This window comes from Ureibacillus thermophilus (genome assembly GCF_004331915.1).
Classification (GTDB): Bacteria; Bacillota; Bacilli; order Bacillales_A; family Planococcaceae; genus Ureibacillus; species Ureibacillus thermophilus.
Genome location: NZ_CP036528.1, coordinates 2,433,950 through 2,447,233 on the forward strand (window position 1 = coordinate 2,433,950; position 13,284 = coordinate 2,447,233).

General features: G+C 37.0%; 13 protein-coding genes, 1 pseudogene and 1 other annotated feature. Of the genes and pseudogenes, 10 read left to right on the forward strand and 4 right to left on the reverse strand.

Features of this window, described 5'->3' with window-relative positions; translation table 11 throughout:
* Nucleotide 1 precedes the first annotated feature (1 nt).
* On the reverse strand, nucleotides 2-1,723 hold the full coding sequence (gene ezrA, locus DKZ56_RS12075; RefSeq protein ID WP_208650222.1) for a septation ring formation regulator EzrA: 1,722 nt from the start codon (nucleotides 1,721-1,723) through the stop codon (nucleotides 2-4).
* Between the two features lie 134 nt (nucleotides 1,724-1,857).
* Here ezrA and hisJ point away from each other — a divergent pair, with 134 nt between their 5' ends.
* The 6 genes and pseudogenes from hisJ (at nucleotide 1,858) to istB (ending at nucleotide 6,360) form a co-directional block, all read left to right on the forward strand.
* A complete protein-coding gene (gene hisJ, locus DKZ56_RS12080; RefSeq protein ID WP_208650223.1) occupies nucleotides 1,858-2,649 on the forward strand; it encodes a histidinol-phosphatase HisJ in 792 nt (263 codons plus the stop codon).
* A 14-nt stretch (nucleotides 2,650-2,663) separates the two neighbouring features.
* Nucleotides 2,664-3,143, forward strand: coding sequence for a GAF domain-containing protein (locus DKZ56_RS12085; protein ID WP_208650224.1), 480 nt, complete (start codon nucleotides 2,664-2,666; stop codon nucleotides 3,141-3,143).
* A gap of 255 nt (nucleotides 3,144-3,398) precedes the next feature.
* A complete protein-coding gene (gene rpsD / locus DKZ56_RS12090; RefSeq protein ID WP_208650225.1) occupies nucleotides 3,399-4,001 on the forward strand; it encodes a 30S ribosomal protein S4 in 603 nt (200 codons plus the stop codon).
* Nucleotides 4,002-4,093: 92 nt separating this feature from the next.
* Nucleotides 4,094-4,333, forward strand: a pseudogene (locus DKZ56_RS12095) (transposase domain-containing protein); the annotation flags it as partial.
* A gap of 180 nt (nucleotides 4,334-4,513) precedes the next feature.
* Nucleotides 4,514-5,653, forward strand: a complete 1,140-nt coding sequence (gene istA / locus DKZ56_RS12100; RefSeq protein ID WP_208650226.1) for an IS21 family transposase — start codon at nucleotides 4,514-4,516, stop codon at nucleotides 5,651-5,653.
* Nucleotides 5,641-6,360 carry an IS21-like element helper ATPase IstB gene (gene istB, locus DKZ56_RS12105; protein WP_208650227.1) on the forward strand — a complete coding sequence of 240 codons (720 nt, stop codon included), beginning with the start codon at nucleotides 5,641-5,643 and terminating at the stop codon, nucleotides 6,358-6,360. The genes istA and istB overlap by 13 nt, the downstream gene beginning before the upstream one ends.
* Before the next feature lie 93 nt (nucleotides 6,361-6,453).
* Here the strand turns inward: istB and DKZ56_RS12110 are convergent, their stop codons facing one another.
* Entirely contained in the window at nucleotides 6,454-6,744 is a 291-nt protein-coding gene (locus tag DKZ56_RS12110) for a hypothetical protein (RefSeq protein ID WP_208650228.1), read from the reverse strand.
* A 560-nt stretch (nucleotides 6,745-7,304) separates the two neighbouring features.
* Between DKZ56_RS12110 and DKZ56_RS12115 the strand changes: the two genes are divergently transcribed.
* Entirely contained in the window at nucleotides 7,305-7,877 is a 573-nt protein-coding gene (locus DKZ56_RS12115; protein ID WP_208650229.1) for a hypothetical protein, read from the forward strand.
* A 310-nt stretch (nucleotides 7,878-8,187) separates the two neighbouring features.
* On the opposite strand, the gene DKZ56_RS12120 is transcribed toward DKZ56_RS12115, so the two are convergent.
* Nucleotides 8,188-9,366, reverse strand: coding sequence for a phospholipase D family protein (locus DKZ56_RS12120; protein ID WP_208650230.1), 1,179 nt, complete (start codon nucleotides 9,364-9,366; stop codon nucleotides 8,188-8,190).
* Nucleotides 9,367-10,052: 686 nt separating this feature from the next.
* On the opposite strand from DKZ56_RS12120, the gene DKZ56_RS12125 reads away from it, so the two are divergent.
* The 3 genes from DKZ56_RS12125 (at nucleotide 10,053) to DKZ56_RS12135 (ending at nucleotide 11,770) form a co-directional block, all read left to right on the forward strand.
* A complete protein-coding gene (locus DKZ56_RS12125) occupies nucleotides 10,053-10,265 on the forward strand; it encodes a hypothetical protein (protein ID WP_208650231.1) in 213 nt (70 codons plus the stop codon).
* A 203-nt stretch (nucleotides 10,266-10,468) separates the two neighbouring features.
* Complete coding sequence (locus DKZ56_RS12130) at nucleotides 10,469-11,179, forward strand: hypothetical protein (RefSeq protein WP_208650232.1); 711 nt, start codon at nucleotides 10,469-10,471, stop codon at nucleotides 11,177-11,179.
* Nucleotides 11,180-11,455: 276 nt separating this feature from the next.
* Nucleotides 11,456-11,770 (forward strand): hypothetical protein, encoded by a 315-nt coding sequence (locus DKZ56_RS12135; RefSeq protein WP_208650233.1) that lies wholly within the window; start codon nucleotides 11,456-11,458, stop codon nucleotides 11,768-11,770.
* Here DKZ56_RS12135 and tyrS read toward each other — a convergent pair.
* Nucleotides 11,702-12,973 (reverse strand): tyrosine--tRNA ligase, encoded by a 1,272-nt coding sequence (tyrS, locus tag DKZ56_RS12140; protein WP_208650234.1) that lies wholly within the window; start codon nucleotides 12,971-12,973, stop codon nucleotides 11,702-11,704. The genes DKZ56_RS12135 and tyrS overlap by 69 nt on opposite strands.
* Before the next feature lie 98 nt (nucleotides 12,974-13,071).
* Nucleotides 13,072-13,258 (reverse strand) — a binding site (T-box leader).
* Nucleotides 13,259-13,284: the final 26 nt, after the last annotated feature.

Genomic DNA, 13,284 nt, shown 5'->3' on the forward strand with positions numbered 1-13,284 from the left:
GTCATCCCTGCATAAAGGATGATTTCGTTTTTTCGAACATTTCCTCTTGCACAAGTTCCTCTATGCGCTTAATGGCGCCTGGTTCCGCCATTTCCACCGCTTCTGCCGCAATTTCCAATGCTTTCATATAGCGGAAACGGTGAAATGCTTCTTCTGCTTGCATCAGCATTTCATGAACTCTTGGGTTGGAGCGATAACGGTTTCCATATTGAATAATCCGTTCAATTAACATTACATTTTCGATCATTTCTTTTGCTTGTTTTTGCACATTTTGAATGCATTTTTCCGCCTTATCTAAGTTGCTGTTGACTAAACTCATATTTAATGGAACTTCTTGGAGGCTTTGCATTACGATAAATAATTGCTCTTCCGCTTCCTCAAGCCGCGCATCCATTTCTTCAGGAATGCCTGGAATATTTGCTTTATGTAGCATTCGATCAGTTTCTTGCAAGATTTTCTTTAATGAATTTAATTTGGCTCGGGCCTTATTTTCATCGATTCGCAAATTCTTTAATCGATTTGAAAATTCTTCTTGCACTTCCTGAATTCGTTCAATTTCTTTGCTGATTTCCATCAGCTCTTCTTGCAAACTGGAATAAGCGGATTTTTCCTCTTTCACGCGGGCAAGCAATACTTCAAATCGCTTTTGAATTACTTCCAACTGTTTCAAGCCGATTTTTGGAATTTCCGCTTCTTCTTTCGGTAAACGGTAGCTATTTTGAACGTATTCGGCTTCTGTGCTGACATCTTGAGTTACTTTCAATACTTGATTTAATGTGGCATATGTACGGTCGCAATTTTTATCTACAAAATCCTTTGCATATACTTCTTTTTCAAGCAAATCATAGAAATTGTCAATTTCATCATTCATCTGTTGAACCTTTTCTGCCACAAGTGAAACATTTAGATTTGCCAATTCTTCTTCTAATTTCTTTAATTCTTCTTCGATTCTGTCTAGGTTTTCCGTCAATTCGAGATGTTTTAAGTAGTAGGATTGTTCTTCCATTTCCCGCTGCCCTGTTCTTAATTCATGGATGGCCGCTGGAATTTTCGTTTGAATTTCCGCAAGCAAAGCTGGAATTTCATTAATTAGTTCATTCATTTTTCTCGATTTATCATTTAAGTAAAGAACTATTTCACGGGCATTTAAATAATTGCCTTCTTCCGTCATCTTTTCATATTCTTCTAATTTCTGAGGGATTTCTTCCAGCATTTTTTCTAGATTCGTCAACGCAGGTCCAAATGAATATTGATGGGCAAGCAAGGTTTTGCGGGCAGAACGGAATTGATCTCTGATTTGTTCTATTTCAATGCGGTTTTTTTCTTCACTGCCAATTAATTCATTTAATTCAGCTAAAATTTCATTTTTGATTTTGTCGCATCGATTAATATAATCTTCAATATCTTTTTCAATCATTGAAGCCTTTTTAAATTTAAAGCGATCTATGTATTCTTCCGCATCGAATAACATGGAATCTATTTTGATGATGTCGACATCCACGACTTCCGTCCATCGGTTGCGCCAACGTTCAAATAATTCTTCCGTTTGTCCGTTCATATTTAAATTTTTTACTTTTGTCAATTCTTCAAAAATAGGATAATGTTGAATTTGTAATTTCTTATTTTCCAGCTTTTCGATTTCAGCAGTATGTTTTCTTCGAATGACGAGCCCGACTATTAATAACACTAATAGTACGATGATGATGGAAATGATATACTTCATCGTAAGCCTCCTATTCCACACTCACGCAAATTGGCTATATGTTATATAATATACCATGTTTTTGAACTTTTGTTTTAAAAATTAAAGTTATTTAATAAAAGTTATTCATTTCTTTTTGATGAGGGGTTGAAAAAATGAAAAAAGACGGCCATATTCACACACCCTTTTGTCCACATGGTACAAAAGACCCGTTGGAAAAATATATTGAAAAAGCAATCCAACACCAATTTACCGATATTACATTCACTGAACACGCACCGCTTCCAGCAAATTTTGTTGATCCTACTCCCGAACAAGACAGTGGAATGAAGCCGGAGCTGCTTTCAACATACATAGAAACATTATCACAATTAAAACAACAATATAAAAAGGATATTAACATCCATATTGGTTTGGAAGTGGATTATATTGTTGGATATGAAGAAGAGACGAAAAAATTTTTAAACGAAATCGGCCCTTCCCTTGATGATGCGATTCTTTCCGTTCACTTTTTAAAATGGAAAGATGAATATGTATGCATTGATTATTCGGAAACAGAATTTCTAAAATTCGTTGAAACCGTTGGAAGTGTAGAAGCCGTTTATCACTTATATTACGATACAGTACTTCAATCCTTGGATGCGGATCTCGGTCCATATAAACCAAAAAGAATCGGCCATCCAACGCTCGTTCATAAGTTCCAGCATGCCCATCAAACAACGATTCAGGATGAACATCGCATGAAAGAAGTGCTACATAAAATGAAGGAACTTGGCTATGAGCTGGATGTAAATAGCGCAGGGTTGAACAAGAAATATTGTCTCGAACCATATCCGCCGCTACCAATAATTGAGTATGCCAAATCTATCGGCATCCCGCTTGTATTTGGCTCTGACGCCCACTGTGTCAATGATTTGCATCAACATTATGAGAAAATTTTTTCATAAATAAGGAGGCCATTATGTTTACAAAAATCGAATATCAAGGTTCATTGGAAGAACAATACAATGCTTTATCAAAACAGCTTTCTGCTTTGCTTGAAGGAGAAGAAGATTTCATCGCCAATTTAAGCAATGCCAGTGCGCTATTAAACCAATTTTTAAAGGATATTAACTGGGTTGGTTTCTACATTATGAAAAACGGGGAGCTCGTTCTTGGCCCATTTCAAGGGTTGCCTGCCTGTGTTCGCATTCCCGTTGGACGAGGCGTCTGTGGAACGGCCGCAGAAAAAGGAGAAACTGTTGTCGTTGACGACGTGCATCAATTCCCTGGACATATCGCCTGTGATGCCCGTAGCAATTCAGAAATCGTCATTCCTCTTATAAAAAACGGGGAAATTATAGGTGTTCTTGATATTGACAGCCCAATCAAAAATCGTTTTACAGCGGAAGATAAAAAAGGATTAGAAAAATTTGTCCAAACATTAATTCACTATATTTAATATAATTCCCCTTGTAAATGTTTTTCTCTTGACGGCAATGAAAAAACCTTATACAATGGACATCGTGTAAAATAAAAGCAGCAGTTGTATAAACTTGTGGTTGTATTTTATTCCTCTAATAATCTTGGATTATTAGATGGTGTATGAGTAACCCTAAAGGCTGCTAGGGCGAAAATACATAAAAATAAAATACCCATAAGCCCGGGTACAACTGGTTTTTGTTTTACAACAAAAAAACCAAAAGGAGGAGACACGATGTCTCGTTATACAGGACCAACTTGGAAAATTTCCCGTCGTCTTGGCATTTCACTAAGCGGCACTGGTAAGGAATTAGCAAGACGCCCTTACCCACCAGGTCAACATGGACCAACTCAACGCAAAAAATTAACTGAATATGGTTTACAACTTCAAGAAAAACAAAAACTTCGCCATATGTACGGCTTAAACGAACGCCAATTCAAAAACTTATTCGTAAAAGCGGGTAAAATGAAAGGGGTTCATGGTGAAAACTTCATGATCCTTCTTGAATCTCGCTTAGACAACCTAGTATATCGTCTAGGTCTTGCTCGTACTCGCCGTGCAGCTCGTCAATTAGTAAACCATGGCCACGTTACAGTTGATGGTAAACGTGTTGATATTCCATCATATACTGTAAAACCTGGTCAAGTAATTTCTCTACGCGAAAAATCTAAAAACTTACAAGTTGTAAACGAAGCAATCGAAGTTAACAACTTTGTACCAGAATACCTTTCTTTCGATCCAGAGAAAAAAGAAGGTACTTACGTTCGTTATCCTGAACGTTCTGAATTACCAGCTGAAATCAACGAAGCTCTTATCGTTGAGTTCTACTCTCGTTAATCTTTTTGCTCAAAAAAGACAAAATTTTATCTACCCCCAAAACATCAGAAATGCCTTTGTTTTGGGGGTTTTTCGTTGTTTTGAAATATTGGCCGAATGTCATTGGACGAAAAAACTGGCTGTTTTCCGTGAGTGAATCGGGAGCCGATGCAAATGCCATCTGTTTAAGCTTGGCTGAAACGGCAAAAGCTAATGGAATTGATTTTTATCAATACTTAGTGAAAGTATTGTCGGAACTTCCAAGTTTACCAATCCATCAACAGCCAGAAATATTAGATCGCTATTTGCCATGGTCGAAAACAATTCGTGAATCATGTGCAATGGCAAAATAGCCCTCAATCCGAAAAAACTTGGGATTGAAGGGCTATTCATCGTGCGTACCAGAAGGGTGCGCATTTTTTTATTTATCTCACATATTTCGGGCTTACAAACAAAAAACCACTTGCCAACATTCCCCAAATACACTACCCTCCTAGTTGGACAAAACAGTTCAACGGGAGGTATTCAAGGAGATGTTAGCAGTGGCTGAAATTCATTATATCAGATATGAAGCAAACCAAAAAGGATGTTCCTATTCCGATATTGCCAAAAGAATGAATCGTGATCCAAGAACAGTGAAGAAGTATGCGGAAATGGAAGACTTCAATCCCTCAAAAGTTAAACAAACGAGAAAAGCGAAAGTGATGGATCCAGTGAAACCGATATTGGATCAATGGATTAAAGAGGACTTGACAAAGAAGAAAAAATATCGAAGAACTGCGAAACGAATGTATGAAATCTTAAAAGAAGAATATGGATTTACAGGTTCAGATCGTTCTGTTCGGCTCTATGTATCAAAAAGAAAACAAGAACTGCTCGAACAAAGTGAACCAGCTGCGTTACCTTTAGAATCGAAACCTGCAACGGCTCAAGTTGATTTTGGAGAAGCTCCTTTTCTCTATCAGGGGAAATACGTCGATTTTCCTTACCTGGTCGTTTCATTCCCTTACAGTAATGCGGCCTATGTGCAAGTCATGCCAGCTCAAAATCAAGAATGTTTCTTGGAAGGATTAAAACGAATCTTTCACTATATAGGAGGAGTTCCACGGGTTATTCGATTTGATAATCTTACTCCTGCAGTGAAAACGATTTTGCCAAACGGAGAACGAGAGCTGACAGAGACGTTTCAACGATTCGTTTTACATTATGGCTTTGAATGCGAGTTCTGCAACCCAGCCAGCGGAAATGAAAAAGGGAATGTCGAATCAAAGGTGAAATATATTCGAAACAATTTCTTTTTACCTGAACAAACCATCTATCAACTTGAAAGTTTTAATGAATCTTTATGGGAGAAATGTGAGAAGGACTGGAATCGTCCGCATTATGAGAAGGAGCGACTCATCGCTGAATTATTTGAAGAAGAACAAGCGTTATTTCTTCAATTGCCAGCCAAAGAATTTGAATGTGTCCGATATGAGCAGGTCACGGCTGATAAGTACGGTTTCATCCATTTAGAAAACAAGGTATTTTATCAATTAATCAATGGAAGAGGTATACGAGAGCCAATTGAACCGAAAAAACACGTTCCAGATATGCCGGAAGCCATCCGAGGAGTAAGGCATTATGACCGCCTATTCGAATCCCAAGGAGATGTGGCATCATGGAACAAATGATGAAGGAATATGCCAAAAGACTAAAATTAAGCTGGATTCCAGCCAATTACCATACCATCCATGCGGAAACAAAGGAGGAATTTTTACTGAAGCTGTTTGAACGAGAAGTGCAGCATCGAGATGAGAGAAGGATAAATTTACTACTAAAACAGGCGACATTGCCGAAAATTCCAAATAAACCTTATGATTGGCGGGAGATTCAACTAGCCCCAGGTATCACAAAAGATTATATTTTAGAAGGTGAGTTTACGAAAAATCAGGAAAACCTTATCTTCTATGGCGGAGTGGGAACCGGTAAAACATTCCTTTCCACTCTCATCGCCCTCAATTTGATGAAAAAACAAGGAAAAAGAGTGAAGTTCTATACGGCCGCCTCCATTGTCAATGCTTTATTGGAGGCCAATGAAAAAGGTGACCTTGGTAAATTTCTCAATCAAATCGAAAAGTTGGATCTCTTGATTCTTGATGAATTGGGCTATATTCCATTGCATAAACAGGGGGCAGAGTTATTATTTCAAGTTATTTCCATGTGTTATGAAACCAAAAGCATCATTGTGACAACCAATTTACCATTTAGCCAATGGAATAATGTCTTTGGCGATCCCATTTTAACAGAGGCCGTCATTGATCGGCTGATTCATCATTCTCATTTAATCATCTTCAATGGTGAAAGTCACCGATACAAAGACTCAATCTCTCAACGTTAACCATGGAATTTGGCAAGTGTGTGTATGCATTTTTAATTGCCATTTCATACAATTTCTACTTGCCAAAAACAAAAAAGGCTATCTCTTATGTATTTACTTTTGTTCTTCCATACCTTTAAGAATTAGCTGCTTAATTTCGTCCAGCAACACATCAGAGTAAAGACCCTTAATTTCCTCTAGCCGCTTCGTTTTCTCGTTCCAAATAGCAAACGAGTCAAAAAACCATTCTCCCTTGGATAGTAGCGGTCTTTTTAAACGAATACGAGAATCATATACGAAGGGGAAGGAATGAAAGGAAGCCCTTACTTCCATGAATTGATACAGTTTCTTCATTACCACATCCTTCTTAATAAAAACTCGTTCCAACTCCACTCCATCGATCATGTGAGATTCACCCGCTTTATGGTTTATTCGTTTCACCGCTTTCTGCTGTTCCCATCACATAGTGTTTGCTACTTCTAAGAAACCATCGACTTTTTCTGTTTCGACACTAAATTCAGACAACAATTCCGCTATCTCTTTTACTCGATACAGAGAATGCTTTCTGTCCCCCTTCCCTGACCCGTTTTCCCCCTCTTTTCCAATTATTCACTATAACGTCTAGAAAATCCTTCCACTGAACATCCTATAAATAGAAAAAAATCAAGCAAGATCTTTAGCATCATCAGCGGATTCCTTGTTGTCGTAGCCATATTCTGTTTAGAATACTCTCACTACAAATATAGATACAAAACTTTTCGTTTTAGTTAGAGCATGTATCTAATACAATTATTTAAAAATGAAAAATGATTAAGAATTAGACTTGGCAAATCACTTCGCGTGATGATCGCTACTATCAATTTGCCGGATGAGATGATTAAATAATTCTAGATGAGGCAAAAACATAATAAAACCAACCAATCGATCCGGCAGCATTAATAAAACAAGCATAGAGGTGTATTCAAATGGATGCTTTACTAAGAATTGATGCCCAAATAAAACAATGCATCGAAGACTTTAATAACTCTATAAAAAAACAAGAGCATTTAATGGAACAATTAAATCAGTTAATAAAAGAAAAAGAAGAACACACGATACCTCTAGTATCAACTGTTAGAAAATTAATCGAACACGGTCTAAGCCGAGATGAAATTCTAGATATAACGAATATTTCATCAGAAGAATTGGATCGCATTGTTTCTAAAGATAGACGCTGCCAACTACCGTATATTTATTTAAACGATGAGGAATCGAAAGAATTTGAGAAACTGCTTGAGGATATTCATAAGTCAAAGGATATATATGAACTAATCAATGCAGAAAAAGAAAGAGAAAGGATCAAGTTCATTCATCGCGTCTTGCTTCGATATCAGAAAGAGATGGATCTATTATCCCCACAAGAAAAAGAAGATAGCGGCGAAAAGATGGTGAAATACTTGGAAAGAGCAGTTAAAAGCGAACAGGCTAAAAGTGCTTATTCTTCACTGGTCCGTTTTTGGAAACGAGATAAAACGGAAAAGAGAAGAAGTTTTGATTAAAGTCTCAGATAACTAGATATCATCCATTTCAGGGGAAAGCCATTGTCGCTTTGCCTTTTTTCTTTTTAATTGAAGAAAGGAAAAAGAAAAGCCCCGCAGAGATTTCTCTCCGCAGAGCTTTTCGACATATTTTGATAATCTTCGGGCGGTGACAGGCACCTATTCCAGTGACAGGCACAGATCAAAGAAAAGGAAAGGAATCAGAGCTGTTTAGCCCTGATTCCTTCGGGTTAACCGATTTTATATTGTCTACTTTTGGGATCGCAATGCAAAGGCACCGATCCCAATCGCCTTTTACTATTATTGATACTTATCCTAGCTGAATATACCCATATTTAGTAAACAGCTTATCTAGCTCTTTCATCAGATAGTCTCTCGCTTCACTTGTAATACGAATGTGTGACCTTCTAAAATGCATACTGTGTAATGTTTTTAAGCTAACATTTGACTTTTGTTGCAATGAAGGATACGTTGCTTTTCCAAGGCTGGCATATAAGTCAATTAAACGAATGCCATTCTTAATCGGAGCCTTAACTGCTTTACCACCTGTAAACTCTACAAAGTATGGAAACCTTTCTTTCCAAGGTTCTTCTTTTATTTCACTAGCATCAGCAACATTGTCATGATGATATCCATCTGTTCGAGCATACCCAACAATCATCGGGGTTGGCTGGTTATTTTCATCGAAGCTAACAATAGTCAAAAATAACAAATCGCCTTTTTTGATACCACTTGGTCTTGTTGGAAAAAATGTTCGATTAAGATCTCTTTTCCGTACACCCTTCATTTCTTGATAATCCAAATGATTAGGAATGCGGTCTTCCCCAGTCCCTTCAAATTTCAGCCAAACTTCTTCCTGTGTTAAGCTAATCTTTGGCGTACTTTGGATAAACTCTTCAAAAGAATCTAGTTTAACAATCTTAGAAAGCTTCACACCCTTTTTTGCTTCATTCGAGTAAGTAACGGATTTATCCTTTCTATTAGGGGCTATTTTACGAATTGCCTCTTTTTCCTCATCAATCCATTCTTGTATAACTAAACCGCCCCCTGCATTTTCAATCCTTGATAACAAATCATTAAAGTATTCTATACATTTGGATGCAATTTCTGGCTCATTGCTCAGTAAAACTGCAATCTCATGGTTTGATACAAAACCACCGTGAGTAAAGTTTGCCGAACCAATAATGACAGAATGAGAATCAAACATATACAGTTTAGAATGCAAATCTATCAAAGCATATATTTTCGCCCCAGCGTGCAGTAACTTTTCAAGACCAAAGACACTACTGACATTTTCAATGAATTCTTCTCGATAAAATCGGGTGATTATGTTACATTTTACATTAGGATTTTGAATAAGCCAATCCGCCAACCTAGAAGCAGTCTGCATACCAATAAAAGGAGAAATAATATTGAGTTTCGCTTCGGTCATATCCAACAACTCATTAAATTGATCTAATAAATCATTGGTAACTAAATGAACTGACATAGTTTGACACCTCTTTTTACCCTTAATTTGCAACAAGCATTTCCTAAAGCCTAATTCAACAAGATATAGCTTTAATCCTTCCATTATTCGTGCATCGTTACTTTTCCAGAAGCCATGTCGCTTTGCCTTTTTTCTTTTTAATCGAAGGAAAGGAAGGAAAAGGAAAAGCCCCGCAGAGATTTCTCTCCGCAGAGCTTTTCGACATATTTCGATAATCTTCGGGGCGTGCCAGGCACGCATCCCGAATAAAACAATGCATCGAAGACTTCAATAACCTTATAAAACAACAAGGGCATTTAGTCGAACAATTAAATCAGTTAATAAAAGAAAAAGAAGAACACTCGATACCTCTAGTACCAACCATTCAAAAATTAATCGAACACGGTCTAAGCAGAGATGAAATTCTAGATATAACGAATATTTCATCAGAAGAATTTGATCGCATTGTTTCTAAAGATAGACGCTGCCAACTACCGTATATTTATTTAAACGATGGGGAATCGAAAGAATTTGAGAAACTGCTTGAGGATATTCATAAGTCAAAGGATATATATGAACTAATCAATGCAGAAAAAGAAAGAGAAAGGATCAAGTTCATTCATCGCGTCTTGCTTCGATATCAGAAAGAGATGGATCTATTATCCCCACAAGAAAAAGAAGATAGCGGCGAAAAGATGGTGAAATACTTGGAAAGAGCAGTTAAAAGCGAACAGGCTAAAAGTGCTTATTCTTCAGGTACTTGTCCAAATGGTGTGGCGTTTCTAAATTGTTGCACGGTCCATTGTGCAGTAGGATTAGTTGTAACGCCAAATGAAACAATTTCACAAGCTTTTCACAATAATTTAAATCCTTTGTATAAGAAAAAATCTTGTACAAAGGATTTTTTATTTTCATCCTAATTACTGAAATAATAGTATTATTAATGAATTGAAACTATATATTCTAAAAGTTACATATGTGACGGAAATCATTGAAGATTGTACTTTTGTTAGATTTATCCATATGTACTGTATGAAATTTGTTATAATTTATATAAAGATAACTGGAGGAAAAGTTATTTCTATTTCTAGAAGAATTGTATTAGCAAGGGGTTGAAAAATAATTGTCCAAAATCATAACGACCACTCCTATTCTAATAAAATTTACTACTTTTGAATTTGCAAAGAGTTTATGCAATGGTGAGATTTATATGAATCCTCTTAATTACTTTAGAGGAATAGATGATGGAAATGTAAAAGGTGATCTTTATGAAGGGACAGATGGCATCATTGCAAATGATGATATTGATAGAACTTTACCATCATTAGGACTAAATCTATCTAGACAATTTAAAGAGCATATAATTGGTGGTATTTCGATGTTAAGTGAAGAACAAAAGTACTGTAAAATATTTTGCATGTATGAATTAAATGTTGATTTTGAGAATAATTTTGTTGCCCCAATTGATGAGAGAATAAAAGACTTTGGGGATACATTTTTATTAATTACCGATTTCATCGAGTTCCGTCATAGAATCGTTCATGCATTAAATACAGGTAGTTATAATGTTCGATCATTTACAGGAGATAGGGTTAACTATTATAAACCTAATTGTTCTACTGATAATTTAGGACCTTTTGCAAAATTAGATTTATATAGTTGGCAAAATGAGTTCAGATTACTTGCCGAACCGATTGATTATTCATTGGAACCCCTTGTTCTTAAAATCGGAGATATTTCAGATATTTCGATTATCGGTTCAACTGATAGATTAATAAATGAAATAAAATTTAAGCAAGATCGTCAGCTATATATACCGAAATATGAATTATAGTAGCAGAGGTGCATGCGCAATGAGAACAAGGCTAATATTGCAGAAAGAAGGTAAAACTGTATTTTCCCTGAAATGTAAAACACCTGTAACCGTCAAGTAGAATTAAACAATTTTCCACAAATAATTTTAAACAGTTTTCTACAATTAAGATTCAACAGTTTGCTAAATTAAAATAATACCTTCCGCACGAATTATGGGGGCATCCGCACGAATTGGGATTGTATCCGCACGAATTATGGGGCATACTCACGAATTGGGATTGTATCCGCACGAATTGTGGGGGCATACGCACGAATTGGGATTGTATCCGCACCAATTGTGGGGGCATACGCACGAATTGGGATTGTATCCGCACGAATTATGGGGATATACGCACGAATTGGAATTGTATCCGCACGAATTGTGGAGGCATACGCACGAATTGGGATTGTATCCGCACGAAATAATGCAACCTCCCCTGCTCCCGTTACAAATAAAAAAAAGCGAATAGGAATTTTACCCATTCGCTCTTACCTTCTTACTTTATCCAATAAATTTCACCATATGATATTTCTTTTTGCCGCGGCGGATGATGGTAAATTCATCATCTAAACGGTCTTTGGCAGTCACCACGTAATTCAAATCCGTCACTTTATCGCCATTGATGGAGATGGCGCCATTTGTCACATCTTCCCTCGCCTGGCGTTTGGATGGGGAAATTTTTGCTTCCACCAATACATCTACAATATTTTTATCTTCTTTTGCCATTTCTGCAGTTGGTACATCTTTAAAGGCATCACGCATTTCGCTTGCGGATAAAGATTTTAAGTCGCCTGAGAATAACGCTTCTGTAATCCGTTTTGCCGTCTCAAGGGCTTCTTCGCCGTGAATCAATTTTGTCATTTCTTCTGCCAACACTTTTTGCGCTTTGCGTAAATGCGGTTCTTTTTCCACAGATTCAGCCAACTCTTCAATTTCCTCTTTGCCCAAGAACGTGAAGATTTTCAGATATTTCACTACATCGGCATCAGCTGTGTTGATCCAGAATTGATAGAATTCATAAGGACTTGTTTTTTCGGGATCCAACCATACGGCGCCGCTTGCTGTTTTTCCGAATTTCGTACCATCCGCTTTTGTAATCAAAGGCATAGTGATTCCATAAGCTTTTGCTTCTTCATCATGAGTTTTTCGGATGATTTCTAAACCTGTTGTAATATTTCCCCATTGGTCGGAACCACCGACTTGCAAACGAACACCATAATGGTCATATAAATGATTAAAGTCAATTCCTTGCAATAATGTGTAAGAAAACTCCGTAAAGGAAATGCCAGTTTCAAGACGAGAAGCAATCGTATCTTTTGCCAGCATATAATTGACATTAATCAATTTTCCATAATCCCGCAAAAAGTCAATGACATTCATTTTGCTGATCCAGTCATAGTTATTCACTAAAATCGCGCTGTTTTCTTGGTCGCCAAATTCAAAAATGCGCTCCATTTGTTTTTTAAGTCCAGCTACGTTTTTCTCAATTTGTTCTTTTGAAAGCAAGTTGCGCTCTGTTGATCTTCCAGACGGGTCACCAATCATCCCTGTCGCTCCACCGACAAGCAACACCGGTCTATGGCCCGCTTTTTGGAAGCGGCGCAATGTAATCAATGGCACAATGTGGCCAATGTGCATGGAGTCAGCTGTTGGGTCAACCCCGACATATAATGAAATTTTTTCTTCATTTAATAGTTTTTCAAGACCTTCTTCATCTGTTTGTTGGTAAATTAGCCCACGCCACTTTAATTCTTCTAATAATTCATTTGTCATATTGGATTCCTCCTACTTGATTGTTTTCGTCAAAAAATGGGATATATCGTAAATAGACTTTCCAAAATAAAATAAAAAAACTGCATGCAACAAATGCATGCAGGGACGCTCATCACGTGGTACCACCCGGCTTGGAGAAAATCTCCCACTCCTTGTTCCTTATCGCGGAAAACGTTCAAGCTCCAAGAACGTAATTCATGTTTTCATTATGACTGGCTTGCACCATCCGCCAGCTCTCTAAAACAGGGAATGAAAACACTACTGCAATCTCTTCAACGCTTGAAAATGTTGATTTTACATACAAAGCTTCA